Annotated in this window: 12 protein-coding genes and 2 tRNA genes; 3 read left to right on the top strand and 11 right to left on the bottom strand. The window is 73.8% G+C overall.

The genetic code is table 11. The features are described from left to right. Positions 1-35 precede the first annotated feature (35 nt). A tRNA-Gln gene (locus ABT238_RS21375) sits at positions 36-109 on the bottom strand. A 244-nt stretch (positions 110-353) separates the two neighbouring features. Here ABT238_RS21375 and ABT238_RS21370 point away from each other — a divergent pair. After that, positions 354-1,403: an acyl-CoA desaturase gene (locus tag ABT238_RS21370; protein ID WP_350557920.1), complete on the top strand. Its 1,050-nt coding sequence runs from the start codon at positions 354-356 to the stop codon at positions 1,401-1,403. Positions 1,404-1,576: 173 nt separating this feature from the next. Continuing rightward, positions 1,577-2,179, top strand: a complete 603-nt coding sequence (locus ABT238_RS21365; RefSeq protein WP_350559156.1) for a TetR family transcriptional regulator — start codon at positions 1,577-1,579, stop codon at positions 2,177-2,179. A gap of 13 nt (positions 2,180-2,192) precedes the next feature. Here the strand turns inward: ABT238_RS21365 and ABT238_RS21360 are convergent, their stop codons facing one another. After that, a complete protein-coding gene (locus tag ABT238_RS21360; protein ID WP_350775152.1) occupies positions 2,193-2,987 on the bottom strand; it encodes a methyltransferase domain-containing protein in 795 nt (264 codons plus the stop codon). A 110-nt stretch (positions 2,988-3,097) separates the two neighbouring features. Between ABT238_RS21360 and ABT238_RS21355 the strand changes: the two genes are divergently transcribed. Next, positions 3,098-3,592 carry a MarR family winged helix-turn-helix transcriptional regulator gene (locus tag ABT238_RS21355; RefSeq protein ID WP_320435994.1) on the top strand — a complete coding sequence of 165 codons (495 nt, stop codon included), beginning with the start codon at positions 3,098-3,100 and terminating at the stop codon, positions 3,590-3,592. Between the two features lie 40 nt (positions 3,593-3,632). Here ABT238_RS21355 and ABT238_RS21350 read toward each other — a convergent pair whose 3' ends face one another. From ABT238_RS21350 to ABT238_RS21310, 9 genes are all read right to left on the bottom strand, one after another. Continuing rightward, positions 3,633-5,267 (bottom strand): polysaccharide biosynthesis protein, encoded by a 1,635-nt coding sequence (locus ABT238_RS21350; protein WP_350557926.1) that lies wholly within the window; start codon positions 5,265-5,267, stop codon positions 3,633-3,635. Positions 5,268-5,355: 88 nt separating this feature from the next. Further along, on the bottom strand, positions 5,356-6,336 hold the full coding sequence (locus ABT238_RS21345; protein ID WP_350557929.1) for a response regulator: 981 nt from the start codon (positions 6,334-6,336) through the stop codon (positions 5,356-5,358). Positions 6,337-6,646: 310 nt separating this feature from the next. After that, positions 6,647-7,612, bottom strand: coding sequence for a UDP-glucose 4-epimerase GalE (galE, locus tag ABT238_RS21340; protein ID WP_350559159.1), 966 nt, complete (start codon positions 7,610-7,612; stop codon positions 6,647-6,649). A 211-nt stretch (positions 7,613-7,823) separates the two neighbouring features. After that, entirely contained in the window at positions 7,824-8,492 is a 669-nt protein-coding gene (locus ABT238_RS21335) for a LuxR C-terminal-related transcriptional regulator (protein WP_350557932.1), read from the bottom strand. A gap of 180 nt (positions 8,493-8,672) precedes the next feature. Continuing rightward, positions 8,673-8,745: transfer RNA gene (locus ABT238_RS21330), tRNA-Thr, on the bottom strand. Positions 8,746-8,812: 67 nt separating this feature from the next. After that, positions 8,813-10,159, bottom strand: a complete 1,347-nt coding sequence (locus ABT238_RS21325; RefSeq protein ID WP_350775118.1) for an MFS transporter — start codon at positions 10,157-10,159, stop codon at positions 8,813-8,815. A 74-nt stretch (positions 10,160-10,233) separates the two neighbouring features. Then, positions 10,234-11,508, bottom strand: coding sequence for a S8 family serine peptidase (locus ABT238_RS21320; RefSeq protein ID WP_350775107.1), 1,275 nt, complete (start codon positions 11,506-11,508; stop codon positions 10,234-10,236). A 98-nt stretch (positions 11,509-11,606) separates the two neighbouring features. Beyond that, positions 11,607-13,289: a WXG100 family type VII secretion target gene (locus tag ABT238_RS21315; protein WP_350775097.1), complete on the bottom strand. Its 1,683-nt coding sequence runs from the start codon at positions 13,287-13,289 to the stop codon at positions 11,607-11,609. 43 nt (positions 13,290-13,332) lie between these two features. Continuing rightward, positions 13,333-13,824 carry a DUF2563 family protein gene (locus ABT238_RS21310; RefSeq protein WP_350775089.1) on the bottom strand — a complete coding sequence of 164 codons (492 nt, stop codon included), beginning with the start codon at positions 13,822-13,824 and terminating at the stop codon, positions 13,333-13,335. Positions 13,825-14,057 lie beyond the last annotated feature (233 nt).

Below are 14,057 nucleotides of genomic sequence, written 5' to 3'. Positions count from 1 at the left end.
CGCCGCGCACCGGCCCGGGCCGACCGGCCCGCAGATGGCTCCCGGAGGAGGATTCGAACCCCCATAAGCTGGACCAAAACCAGCTGTCCTGCCCTTAGACGATCCGGGACCGGCGCGTCCGCTCCCGTCCCCGGGAACGCGCCTCGCCAAGACTACGGGGTATGGGCCGTCACATCTACCTCCTCGCCCCGGCCCAGCGGGGCCCCCGCCGCGATCCGGATGTCATCCATCCAGTCGGGTGAATTCACTCAAGCGCCGCCCGGCGGCGTATTCCCTCGGCGGCGGAGCGCAACCTACGATTCCGTAGGTTACGGAAACGTAGCCTCCGTCCTCTCCCCCTCAAAGGGACGCCCATGACCATCCAGGCCGGCGAGGCGCACGCCGACTCCGCGCACCCCCTCGACCCCTCCGCCCCCGGACCCGACGCCCCCGACCCGACCGACGCCGACCCGGCCGCCCCCACCGCTCCCCCGGACACCGGGACCGAGCCGCGGCTGCTCTCCGCCACCCGCGGCGGGGAGCGGCAGGGCGCCGCCGAGCAGATCGCGCTCGCGCTGTTCATCGCCGTGCCCTTCGCCGCCCTGCTCGCCGCCGTCCCGGTGGCCTGGGGCTGGGGGCTCGGCTGGACCGACGTCGCGATCGCCACCGTCATGTACTTCCTCAGCTGCCACGGGATCACCGTCGGCTACCACCGCTACTTCACCCACGGCGCCTTCAAGGCCAACCGCCCGCTGCGGCTCGCCCTCGCGGTGGCCGGATCGCTGGCGATCGAGGGGCCGCTGGTGCGCTGGGTGGCCGACCACCGCAAGCACCACCGGTTCAGCGACAAGGACGGCGACCCGCACTCGCCCTGGCGCTACGGCGAGAGCGTCCCCGCCCTGCTCAAGGGCCTGTGGTGGGCCCACATGGGCTGGCTCTTCGACGAGGAGCAGACTCCGCAGCTCACGTACGCGCCGGACCTCGTCCGCGACCCGGCCATAAGGCGGATCTCCCGGCTGTTCTGGCTCTGGACCGCCCTGTCGATGCTGCTGCCGCCGCTGGTCGGCGGGCTCGTCACGCTCTCCTGGCAGGGCGCGCTGTCCGCCTTCTTCTGGGGCTCGCTGGTCCGGGTGGCGCTGCTGCACCACGTCACCTGGTCGATCAACTCGATCTGCCACGCGGTCGGCCGCCGGCCGTTCCGCTCCCGGGACCGCTCCGGCAACGTCTGGTGGCTGGCCGTGCTCTCCTGCGGCGAGTCCTGGCACAACCTGCACCACGCCGACCCCACCTCGGCCCGGCACGGCGTCCTGCGCGGCCAGATCGACTCCTCGGCCCGGCTGATCCGCTGGTTCGAGCTGGCGGGCTGGGTGCGGGACGTCCGCTGGCCGGACGCGCAGCGGATCGCCGCCCGCCGCGCCGCATGAGGGCGCACCTGCAGCATGATGTAGGGGTGAACGGGAGCAGCGCAGACAGCACAGGCGGCCACCAGAGCACGCGGACGGACGCCGCGCCCGGTCCGGCGCAGGCCCGTCCGCGTGCCGAGGCCGGGCCGGACGGCGCTGCGCCGACGCCGCGCCGGCGGGGCGGCCGGGTGCGGATGACCGGCAAGCAGCGCCGGGAGCAGCTGCTGGAGATCGGCCGCACGGTGTTCGCCGAGCGCGGCTACGACGGCACCTCGGTGGAGGAGATCGCCGAGCGGGCCGGGGTGTCCAAGCCGGTGGTGTACGAGCACTTCGGCGGCAAGGAGGGGCTGTACGCGGTGGTGGTCGACCGCGAGATGCAGCTGCTGCTCGACATGGTGACGGGGGCGCTGACCGGGGGGCACTCGCGCGAGCTGCTGGAACAGGCGGCGTTCGCGCTGATGGACTACATCGACACCTCGACGGACGGCTTCCGGATCCTGGTCCGGGACTCCCCGGTGGCCCAGTCGACGGGCACCTTCGCCTCGCTGATCAGCGACATCGCGACCCAGGTGGAGGACATCCTGGGCCTGGAGTTCAAGGCCCGGGGCTTCGACGCGCGCCTCGCCCCGATGTACTCGCAGATGCTGGTGGGCATGGTCGCGCTGACCGGCCAGTGGTGGCTGGAGGTGCGCAAGCCGGACAAGGCCGAGGTGGCCGCCCACCTGGTGAACCTGGCCTGGCACGGCCTGGAGGGGATGGAGCGGCACCCCAAGCTGGTCGGCGAGCGCAAGGCCTGAGCCCCGCCAGGACCTACGGCCGCTTCACGCCGACGGCGAAGATCCGGCGGAACGGGAAGACGGTGCCGTGCGGCCCCGCCGGGTAGGCCTCGCGCAGCAGCGCGCCGTACTCGGCGAGGAAGGCCGCCCGCTCGGCCCCGTCGCCGAGCCGGGTGAGGACGGGCCGCAGGGCGGTGCCCTTGACCCACTCCAGCACCGGGTCCGGGCCGGTGAGCAGCGTGCTGTAGGTGGTCTCCCAGACGTCGGCGGTGCAGCCCGCGCCCGCGAGCGCGTCCAGGTACGCGCCGGGCTCGTGGACGCCGGACCGGGTGGCCTCCGCGCCGAGCGCGGCCCGCCAGCGGGGGCTCCGGCGCAGTTCGGCGAGCACCGTGTGGCTGGGCGAGCCGAAGTTGCCGGGCACCTGGAAGGCGATCACCCCGCCCGGCCTCAGCGCCCGCGCCCAGCGCGGCAGCAGATCGATGTGCCCCGGAATCCACTGCAGGGTCGCGTTGGAGACGACGGCGTCCGGGGCCGCCTCCGCCGGGTCGTAGTCGGCGGCGTCGGCGAGCAGGTAGTCGGCGGTCGGCTCGCCCTCGGTGCGGGCGGTGGCGAGCATCTCGGCGGAGCTGTCGATCCCGGTGATCCGGGCGGCGGGCCAGCGCTCGCGCAGGACGGCGGTGGAGTTGCCGGGCCCGCAGCCGATGTCGAGGACGGTCGGGGCGGGCTCCCGGGGCACGGCGGGGACCCGGGCGAGCAGGTCGCGCAGCGGACGGGTCCGTTCGTCGGCGAAGCGCAGGTACTGCTCGGGGTCCCAGACGGGCGCGGTCATGATCGGCCTCACAAGTATCTCGACATCAAGATATCCATGTCAGCTTCGGGAATGGATTTCTCGATGTCAAGAGACTTCACATCGACACAACCCCCGATACACTGATCGTCATGGAGGACGAGGTCGATCGGCTGGTCGCAGCATGGCGCAGAGAGCGCCCCGACCTCGACGTGGAACCGCTCGAAGTGCTCAGCCGGGTCAGCCGGCTCGCCCGGCACCTCGACCGCGCCCGCCGGACCGCCTTCGCCGAGCACGGGCTCGAGCCCTGGGAGTTCGACGTGCTGACCGCCCTGCGGCGGGCCGGCTCCCCGTACCAGCTCTCCCCCGGCCAGCTGCTCACCCAGACCCTGGTCACCTCCGGCACCATGACCAACCGGATCGACCGGCTCACCGGCAAGGGCCTGGTCAAACGGCTGCCCGACCCGGACGACCGGCGCGGCGTCCTCGTCCGGCTCACCGACGACGGGCGCGACCGCGCCGACCAGGCGCTCGCCGGGCTGCTCGCGCACGAGCGCGAGCTGCTCGCCCAGCTGACCTCCGCCCAGCAGGGCGAGCTCGCCGGCCTGCTGCGGCAGTTGGTCGCGCCCTTCGACAACATCCCGTGAGCGCGCCGGCCGCCCCGGAGGCCGTCCGGGTACGGCGTGCTCAGAAGCCGTCCGGGTACGGCGTGCTCAGCGCGGGCACCGGGGCGGGGGCCGGCTCCGGCGTCCGGTAGCCCGGCAGCAGCTCGGCCAGCCGGCGGCGCACCTCGTCGTCGCTGTTCACCGCCGCCGCCCGGTACAGCCCGGTCAGCCCGCCGGCCAGGTCCTCCGGCCCGGCCGCGGTGTCCGCGACGGTGGCGTAGATCCGCGCGTGCTCGGTCGCCAGCCGCTCCTCGCCCTCCGAGAACAGCGCCTCGTTGAGCTTCTCCCCGGCCCGCAGCCCGGTGTAGCGGATCTCCACCTCGTCCCTGGCCAGCTGCACCTGCTCGGCGAAGTTGTGCACCAGGTCGACGATCCGCACCGGCTCGCCCATGTCCAGCACGAACACCTCGCCGCCGCGCGCCATCCGGCCGGACTCCAGCACCAGGCCGACGGCCTCCTCGATGGTCATGAAGAACCGCGTGACGTCGGGGTGGGTGACCGTCACCGGGCCGCCGCTGCGCAGCTGCTCGGCCAGCACCGAGAGCAGCGAGCCGCGTGAGCCCAGCACGTTGCCGAACCGCACCGCGGAGAACACCCCGGTGCCCAGGTTGCGGGCGTCCCGGGCGTTCGCCTGGACGATCAGCTCGGCCAGCCGCTTGCTCGCGCCGAGCACCGAGGTCGGGTCGGCCGCCTTGTCGGTGGAGATCAGCACGAACCGCTCGACGCCAGTGGCCAGCGCCGCCTCCACCAGGTGGTCGGTGCCCAGCACGTTGGACTTCACCGCCTCGCTGGGGTGGCGCTCCAGCAGCGGCAGGTGCTTGTGGGCGGCGGCGTGGAAGACCACCTCGGGCTTGAGGTCGCGGAAGATCTGCTGGATCCGCGGCCGGTCCCGGATGTCGGCGATCACCAGCGACTCGTCGGTGAGCAGCGCCTCGCCCCAGATCTCCAGCTGCAGCCGGTGCAGGTTGGACTCGTCGTGGTCGAGCATGTAGAGCGCGCTGGGGCCGAACGCGTGCACCTGGCGGCAGAGTTCGCTGCCGATCGAGCCGCCGGCACCGGTCACCAGCACCCGCCGGCCCTCGATCACGTCCCGGACGTCGGCGGAGACCACGTGCACCTCGTGCCGGCCGATCAGCCGGTTGACGTCCAGGCTGCGCATGTCGGAGCCGACCACCTCGCGGCGCAGCGCGGCGAGGAAGGACGGCAGGTAGCGGACGGCGGCGCCGGCCGCGGCGGCGGCGGTGGCCAGCGCGCGGACGCGCTGCGGGGCGAGCCCGGGGATGGCCAGCGCGACGACCTGGGCACGGTGCTGGACGGCCAGCGCGGTCAGGTCGGCCAGCGTGCCGAGGACGGGGACGGCGTCCACCGCCTGACCGGCCTTGGCCGGGTCGTCGTCGAGCAGGCCGATCGGGGCGAGGCCGAACTCCGGGGTCCGGCCGAGGTCCCGCACCAGCGCGGTGCCGGCCGCCCCGGCACCGACCACCAGGGTGCGCAGCCCCGTCGGCGGTGCGGCGGGGCTGCCGGAGGCGGGATCGGACGGACCGGACGGTGTGTCCGGGCGGGCGCCGGCGCCCGGGGCGCTCGCGGTGTCCTTCGCGCCCTCGTTCGCGCCCTGCGGGGCCGTGTGCGGGCGTGCGGGAGTGCTGTGCGGCGACATCTGTCCTCCGGAGTTCCCTGACCTGACGGACCTGAGTCGGCGCCGGGAGAGGACCCGGGCCGGTACCTGGGTGTGACGGACGGGCGGATCAGCCGGCGCCGGGAGAGGTGGTCGTGGCGACGGACGGCGGTGCGGGGGGAGCCGCGAGTTCGGACGGGCTGACGCCCGCCCGGCGGGCCACCGCGACGGCGGCCAGGGTGGAGTGCACCCCGAGCTTGCCGAGGACGTTCTGCATGTGCGTGCGGACGGTGTGCGGGGAGAGGTAGAGCCGCTCGGCGACGGCCTGCCGGCCGAGGCCCGCGACCATGCAGCGCAGGATCTGCTTCTCCCGCGGGGTGAGCGTGTCGACCAGGCGCTCGCTCTCGGTGCGGTCCCGGCGGGCCGTGGTGAGTTCGCGGATCACGCCGGTGAGCAGCGCGGGCGGCAGATGGGTCTCGTCGCGCAGCACGCCGCGGATCACCGCCAGCAGGCGGGCCAGCGAACTCTCCTTGGCCACCCAGCCGGTGGCGCCGGCGTGCAGGGCGCGGGCGGCTCGCTGCGGGTCGTCGGCGGTGGCCAGGACGATCGCCCGCAGGCCGGGGTGGTGGCGGCGGATCCGGGCCAGCAGGGTGATGCCGTCGGGAACCGGAGCGGTGGGCGCCGCCGGGGGCGGCGGGGCGGTGGACGGGGTCGCCGTCACGGAGTGCGGTTCGGCCGGGCGCGCGGCGGCCGGGTGGCGGGCCGCGCCGCCGGGGGCACCCGCGGTGCCGGCGGCCGGGAGCGCCGGGGGGCGGCGGGGCGAGGGAACGGTCGGAGACGGACGGCGGCGCAGCGCGTCGGGCGGGTCGGCACCCGGCTGGCGGGGCTTGCGCGCGATCGCGGATCCGCCCTCGGCCCCGCCGAGGTCGGCGTCCACCAGCACGACGTCGAACGCCCGTCCCTCGGTGGCCGCGCGCTCCAGCGCGCGCTCCGCGGCGGCCGCGCTGCCCGCCGCACCGACCTCGACGTCGGGCTCGGCGGCGAGCGCCGCGGCCAGTGCCTCGGCGAAGATCCGGTGGTCGTCGACCACCAGGACGCGGATCCGCCCCATCGTCACTTCCCCCCTGCTCAGCTCCGGCCCGCGTCCGGGACGGCGCCCCACGTCCCGCCACCGCCGTCCGGGCGCTCCTGCGCCGATCGCCTCCCGGATGCCCGGAGGCGCCGAGGTGCCGGCCCCCACCGGTACCGGAATCAGCGTACGGGGTGGGCCCGGGCTCGGTGGGGGTTTGGTGAAGTTTCGTCAGGAGGTGCGAAATTGGCGTGACTTGGTGCCTCCTGACCGCACCGGGGGTGGCCGGAGGAACAGCGAGCGCCGCCCCGTCGGGACGGGGCGGCGCTCGGCGGGTACCGGACCGGCGGGCCTACAGGCCGTTCTTCTCCAGCGTGAACTTCCAGGCGTCGGCGACGATGTCGTCCAGGTTCGGACGGCGCGGGGTCCAGCCCAGCGCCTGGTGGGCGCGCTCGGCGGAGGCCACCAGCACGGCCGGGTCGCCGGCGCGGCGGCCGGAGACCACCACCGGGATCTCCCGGCCGGTCACGCGCTTGACCGACTCGATCACCTCGCGGACCGAGAAGCCGCTGCCGTTGCCCAGGTTGCAGATCAGGTGCTCGCCCGGCTCGGCGGCGGCCAGCGCCAGCAGGTGCGCGTCGGCCAGGTCCGCGACGTGGATGTAGTCGCGGATGCAGGTGCCGTCCGGGGTCGGGTAGTCGTCGCCGTACACCGCGATGTGCTCGCGCTGGCCCAGCGCCGCCTGGAACACCAGCGGAATCAGGTGCGACTCGGGGTCGTGCCGCTCGCCGTACACCCCGTACGCGCCGGCCACGTTGAAGTAGCGCAGCGAGACCGCGGCCAGGCCGTGGGCGACGGCCTCGCTGGTGATCAGGTGGTCGACGGCCAGCTTGGTGGCACCGTAGGTGTTGGTCGGCGCGGTGCGGGCCGTCTCGGCGATCGGCACCGACTCCGGCTCGCCGTAGGTGGCGGCGGTCGAGGAGAACACCAGCTTGCGCACGCCCGCCGCGCGCATCGCGCTGATCAGCTCCAGCGAGCCGGCCACGTTGTTGCGCCAGTACTTCTCCGGGTCCGCGACGGACTCGCCGACCTGCGAGGAGGCGGCGAAGTGCAGCACACCGTCGAAGGAGCCGTCCAGCACCTTGCCGGCCTCCTGGATCCGGCCCTCGACGAACTCGGCACCGGCCGGCACGCCCTCGCGGAAACCGGTCGAGAGGTCGTCCAGGACGGTCACCTGGTGCCCCGCCTCCAGCAGGTGGGCGGCGACCACACTGCCGACATAGCCGGCGCCACCCGTGACCAGGTACTTACTCATGATGCGACCTCCAGCGGGCGATGGGCCGCCCTCGGCGGACCATCGGGGACGTACGTACGACTGCGGCCTATTCTCCCTGGCCTCCGGGGGTGCTTCGAACCACCCCGGGGGCCGTCCGCGCCCCGTTCCCGGCCCGCCCGCGGCCCGCTCCGGCGGCGTCCACCGGCCGGTCCGCCGCCGGTCGCCCGCCCTTCGCCCGACCGCCGCCCACCCGTCAGCCGCGCGCCATCCGCTCCAGCAGGCCGGTGCGCGCCGCCACCGCCGCAGCCTCCAGCCGGGTCCGCGCGCCGAGCTTCATCAGCACCCGCTGGACGTGCGTGCGGGCGGTGCTCGCCGCGATCCGCATCCCCGCCGCGATCGCCGCGGTGTCCTCGCCGTCGGCGATCCGCGCCAGCACCTGGACCTCCCGCCGGGTCAGCAGCCGCAGCAGCCGCAGCGCCTCGTCGTCCGGCTCCGCCGCCGGCCTCAGCAGCTGGTCGAACGCGCCCCGCAGCACCTCCACCGCGACCGCCGCCTCCCCCGCCCGGGCCCGCGCGATCGCCCGCTCGACCACCTCGATCCGCTCGTCGCTCGGTACGTACCCGGCCGCACCCGAGGCGAACGCCCCTGCCACGCCCCGCAGTTCACCGACCGGCCCGAGCACGATGACGGCCACCTCGGGCCGCTCCCGGCGGATCCGCCGCAGGCCGTCGAAGGCCCCCGGCTCCCCCGGCGCGGCCACCCCCAGCAGACACACCTCCGGCCGCCGGCCCGCCACCAGATCGGCCGCCGACGAGGCCGGCGACCCCACCGCGAGCACCCGGTGACCACGCAGTTGGAGCGCGGTGGCCAACGCCTCGGCCAGCAGCCGGTGGTCGTCGACCACGACGAGGCGAACACCCATGAGACCCTCCAGGTCGGCGTCCCGCCCGCAGCCCCGCCCGGCTGGGGAAGGCGGCCGATGACGCACCATCACAGCGCATTCCGTACCCGACCTGCCAGACCGTCTCATCGGACCGTCTCACCACCCGACCGTGCGGGCACAACGAAAAGGACCCCCGCCCGAAGGCGGGGGTCCTGACCGAGCCCCCATGCGGAATCGAACCGCAGACCTTCTCCTTACCATGGAGACGCTCTACCGACTGAGCTATAGGGGCCTGTTCCCTGTTCTCGCTCCCCTGCTTCGCGTTTCCGCTCCGCCCGTTCGCTCGAACAAGGAAGACCTTACACGGCCGGGGGGCCGATTGGGAAATCGGTCCCGGCGGTCCGGCCGCGCGACACAGCGGCGCCCGCGCCCGCCCCCGCGAGGTCCGTTCCGCTGGTCTCCGGCAGCAGGCGCAGACAGAACAGCGCCACCACGCCCCACACCGCCAGGTACCAGCCGACCGGCTCCGCCGTCCCGTACGCCTCGGTCAGCCTGGTCGCGATCAGCGGCGTGGTCGCCCCGCCCACCACCCCGCCCAGGTTGTACGTCAGCGCCGCCCCCGTGTACCGCACCCGGGTCGGGAACAGCTCCGGCAGGAACGCCGCCAGCGGCCCCAGCAGGCACCCCAGCACCACCATCGCGCCGGCCAGCGCCAGGAACATCAGCCCCCGCCGCTCCGTCTCCAGCAGCGGGAACAGCACCAGCCCCCACACCACCGCCAGCCCCGTCGCCCCCTGCAGCGTCCGCCGCCGGCCCCACCCGTCGCTGCGCCGCGCGCTCAGCCACACCGTCACCGCCTTGCCCGCCGCACCGGCCAGCAGCATCGACAGCACCACCGTGCTCGGCACGCCCAGCCCGGTCGTCGCGTACGCCAGGGCGTAGGTGGTGGTCAGGTAGAACAGCGCGTACCCCACCGTGATCGCCCCGCAGCCCACCAGCACCGTCCGCCAGTGCCCGCGCAGCACCTCCACCACCGGTGCCCGCTCGGCCCCGGTCCGCTCCTCGCCCCGGAACAGCGGCGTCTCCTCCAGCCGCAGCCGCACGAACAGCCCCACCGCCACCAGCGCCAGCGACGCCAGGAACGGCACCCGCCAGCCCCAGGACCGGAACGCCCCCTCGTCCAGCCCGAGTTGCAGCGCCAGGAACACCCCGTTGGCCAGCACGAACCCGGTCGTCGGCCCCAGCTGCAGATACGCCCCGTACCGCCCCCGCCGCCCCGCCGGCGCGTTCTCCGCCACCAGCAGCGCCGCACCGCCCCACTCCCCGCCCAGCCCCACCCCCTGGCACACCCGCAGCACCACCAGCACCACCGGCGCCCACCACCCCCACGCCGCGAATCCCGGCAGCACCCCCACCGCCGCCGTCGACAGCCCCATCAGCAGCAGCGACACCACCAGCGTCGTCTTCCGCCCCAGCCGGTCCCCGAAGTGCCCGAACACCACCGCCCCCAGCGGCCGCGCCAGGAACGCCACAGCGTACACCGAGAACGCCGCCAACAGCGCTCCCACCGTGCCCAGTTCGGGAAAGAACACGTCCCCGAAGACCAGCGCCGCCGCCGTCCCGTAGATGAAGAAGTCGTAGAACTCGATCGCCGTACCGATCAGCGCCGCCGCAGCGGCCCGCCGCATCTGCCCCGTCGCACCCATGCCCCCAACCCTGGCGACCCCACCCCACCCCCGACAGCACCCACCCGAGTGACACCCGCGCGCCGCCCCACTCCCTACGCCCCCCTACGCCTCCACACCACCCCACCCACCCCGGCCACCACCAGCAGCCCCACACCCACGGCCACCCCGATGAGCAGCCCGTTCCCCGAGCCGGACGGCTCCCCCTCCGCCACCGGAGCCGGCACCGGGGCCGGCGTCCCCGCGATCGTCCCGCTCGGGCTCGCGCCCGGGCCGGACGGCGAGGCCGACGGCGAAGCCGAGGGCGCCGAGGAACTCGCCGCAGGCGAGGCCTCCACCACCGGGACCGGGTTCACGTCGGCCGGGCCTGGGTCACCGGGATCCGTCAGGGCGACCCGCGGCCGCACCGCGCCGTACCCGGCATCATCCGTCCGCACCGACCCGTCCGTGGGCTTCCCCGCCGTGTTGATGAGCACCCGCAGAACCTGGTTCGCGCTCCAGTCCGGGTGCACCGCCCACACCAGAGCCGCCGAGGCCGAAACCAACGCCGCCGAGTCCGACGTGCCGTGGCTCTTGCAGTAGCCCGTCGCACCGGTGCACGACTCGATCATGTCCATACCGGGCGCGACGAGCATGACCTGCGGCCCGCGCTGCGACTCCGCCGTCACCGTGCCGTTCCGGTCGGCGGCTCCCACACCGACCACGTTCGGGAGCGCCCCGGGATACTCGATCTGGTTCCCCGACTGAGCCGAGTTTCCCACGCTGGACACCACGAGTGAGCCCTTGGCCCTGGCCCGGCCGAGGGACGCGTTCAGCTTCGCCACGTCGGAGTCGGACGCCCTGAACGCCGCGATTCCCTGGGAGACGTTGATCACCCGAGCTCCCTGATCCACCGCGTAGTCGATCGCCTGCCCGATCTGGCCGAGGAACTCCGTGGCGACCATCGGCTTCTCGGAACCATTGGCGATCTTCAACGGGAGGATCTTCGCCCCAGGGGCGAGACCGTACGCCCCCTTGCCCCCATCACCCTTACCGGTACCTGCGATGAGAGCGGCCATCTGCGTGCCGTGCCCCTCCGCGAAGCTGCCCACCCCACCCGCACTTCCGCTGAAGTCCTTGCCGGGCAGGAACTGCCCCGCCAAATCCGGATGGTCCAACTTGAAACCGCTGTCGATCACCGCGACCGTGACGCCCTGCCCCTTGGTGATCTTCCACATGTCCGACGCATGCATGGCATCCAGATGCCACTGGTCCTCGCGAATCGGACCGTCCGCAGCCGCCGATACCGCGATCGGGCCGACCACGAAGCCCGCTGCCATGAGCGCCGCAACCAGCACCCGCCGACGAACTCCCGTGATCGTCCGATACATCACAAACTCCTCGTCAATTCCCCGTCACCCGAGAACCACACCCGGTGCAGGACTGCCCGGCCACCGGGTGGGCCCAGTGGCCGGGCAGTCGTTCCGGACTACTCAATCACGCCCGGGTTGCTCTTCGGAGTACCGCTGGTCCAGGTCTCCTCGTCCTCGTGCAGGTAGTCGGCCCGGCGGCGGCGCTCACGCTCGCGCCGCTCCCCCGCGCCGCCCATCATGCCCGGGCCCATCATGCCGTTCTGGCCCGGCCGGGCCGCGCCCTCGGCGGCCGCCGCCCCGGCCGCGGCCGCCCGGTTGCGCAGTCCGCTGCCGCCCGGGGTGAACTCCCCGCCGGCCACCGGTCCCTTCGCCCCGCCGACCACACCGCCGACGGTCGAGCTGTACCCCCGGCCGCGCGAACCGCCGACCGCGCCACCGCCGTGGCCACCGCCACCCGGATGCATCGCGCCGCCCGGACCGCCGAAGCCGCCCCCGCCACCGGGCCCACCGGCCCGGCCCTGAGCGGCCTCGCGCGCCCCGAAAACGTTCCCGCCGTTGACCGGGCCGCCCGGGCCACCGCTCTTCGCCGGCGTGTTCCCGCCACCGAAGGGGCCGGTCCGGGCCAGGGGAACGGGGCCACCGCTGCCACCTTTCAGCGGCACGGTTCCCCCGGTGAACGGGCCGGTGCCGCCCATCGGGATCGGCCCGCCGCCGGGGAAGGGGCCCGGCCCCCCGCCCGGAGTACCGGGTTGCCCGGGGCCGCCGCCCTGGGGGAACGGCGACACGGGTCCACCGCCGTTCGGCCCCACCGGACCGGTCTGCCCGGGCAGCGTCGGCACCGACGGCAGACCGTCCAGCCCGGTGCTGGGCCGGTCCCCGGGGAACGTGGCCGGTGGAGTCCCCACCCCGGGCGTGCTCGGATCGCCCGGCAGCGGCACCGAACCCGGACCACCGCGCGGCGGGATCGGCGTACCGTGGCCCGGGGCCTGCGGCCCGTCCGGCACCGACGTCCGCGGGCGCGGGGGCACAGAACCACCACCGCCGGACCCGCCGCCGACCTGGGTGCTGCTTCCGCCACCTCCCGACCGATAGCTACGAGGGGTACCGCCGCCACCACCGACGAGGCCCCCGCTACCGCCGTCCTTCGAGTAGTCCGACGAGCTGTCCCGACTGCCGGATTCAGGCGTCCCCGGCAGCGTCACATCGCCCAGGGAGTTCAGCTTCGTCGTCGCGGCGTCGTACGCCTGCCCCAGCTTCTCCATCTGGTGGATGGCTTCCTGATGCGCCAGGTACACCCGGTGGGCCGCCGCCTGGGCGTCCGCCTCGGAGACCCAGTTGGCGTTGTAGCTCCGCTTCATGATCGCGTCGATGTTGGCAGTGGTCCCGCCGTCGAACGTGAGGTTCGCCTTGGTGAGCGCCATCGGGTTGGGCGAGCCCTGCGCCTGGCGCCCGTTGACCGTCTTGATGTCCTGCTCGGGCACGTCGGGCACCGCCGCCTTCGCCGTGCTGAGCGCCTCGCCCGCCTGGTGCATCGCGTCGCCGGCGGCCTTGGAGTAGTCGCCGAGCAGTGCGGCCGACTGCTGGAGGTTTCCGGCCCAGGTCTTGAAGCTCTCCGCGGCCGGCCCCTCCCAGGCGATCTGGGAGACATGGGCCTTGAGCGCCACGCTCAGGTCCTTGAGGACGCGACCGGCCGCCTGCAGCTGGGTTCCCCGGCTGAGCACCTTGGTGGGGTCGCTGCCCTTGACCATGTTCTTGAGCCCGGCGTGGTGAATGCTCTCGAAGTTCGTTCCGCCTGCCACTACTTACTCCCCGTCTCCCCGAGATCCGCTCCCCGGACCGCCATCAGTAGCTGACGCTGGTGGGCTTCGGCGCCGGGCCGTTCGGGCCGGCCGCCGGAGTCGCGACGTCCGCGTTCTTCGCGATCGTGTTCTGCGCGGCGGTGGTGTGCTCCTCGTTGCCCGCGTAGTTGCCCGCCGTCTGCGCGACCGCGTTCTTCATCGCCTCGATCTGGGACATGAAGTCCTTGTGCAACTTGACGAGCTGGGCGTGCACCTTGTCGTAGGCGGACGTCAGCGCCGTCGCCTCCACGAACTCCGCACTGGCGAAGCTCCCGCCGGTCAGCTTCTGTTCCTGGAGCTTGTACGGCGCGGCCGCCGAACCCTCCATGGCCGCGAGCAGCGCCTCGATCTTGTTCGCGAACGTCGTGAGCGTCTCCAGCTCGACCGTGACGTCCTGCTTGCCGAACGCGGACACCAAGCCGGCGGCGCTGACATTGGTCTGCGCGTAGCTGATCGTGCGCCCGATCCACGTCTCGTTGAGCGAATACGGATTCACCTCACCGGGCACGTCCGGCTTGGGCTCCGTGCGCGGCGGAACCTCACCTGGCACAGCTGTTCACCTCTCCCCCGTACGAGCGGCGCCTCCAGAGTCCCGGACCGCCGCCGCACACAACGCAACGTCAACTACTCGGTCGTACCGGCCGCAGACCGTCCACTCCTCGGGACGGACGGTGCCTCGTTCATCGTAGCCACCGCCTCCGTCGGACGGGCAGGGCCCATGGCCCGCTT

The organism is Kitasatospora sp. NPDC001527 (genome assembly GCF_040298605.1).
Taxonomy (GTDB): Bacteria; Actinomycetota; Actinomycetes; order Streptomycetales; family Streptomycetaceae; genus Kitasatospora.
The sequence above is the reverse complement of the archived record's forward strand: the minus strand, read 5'-3'. Positions and strand labels throughout refer to the sequence as shown.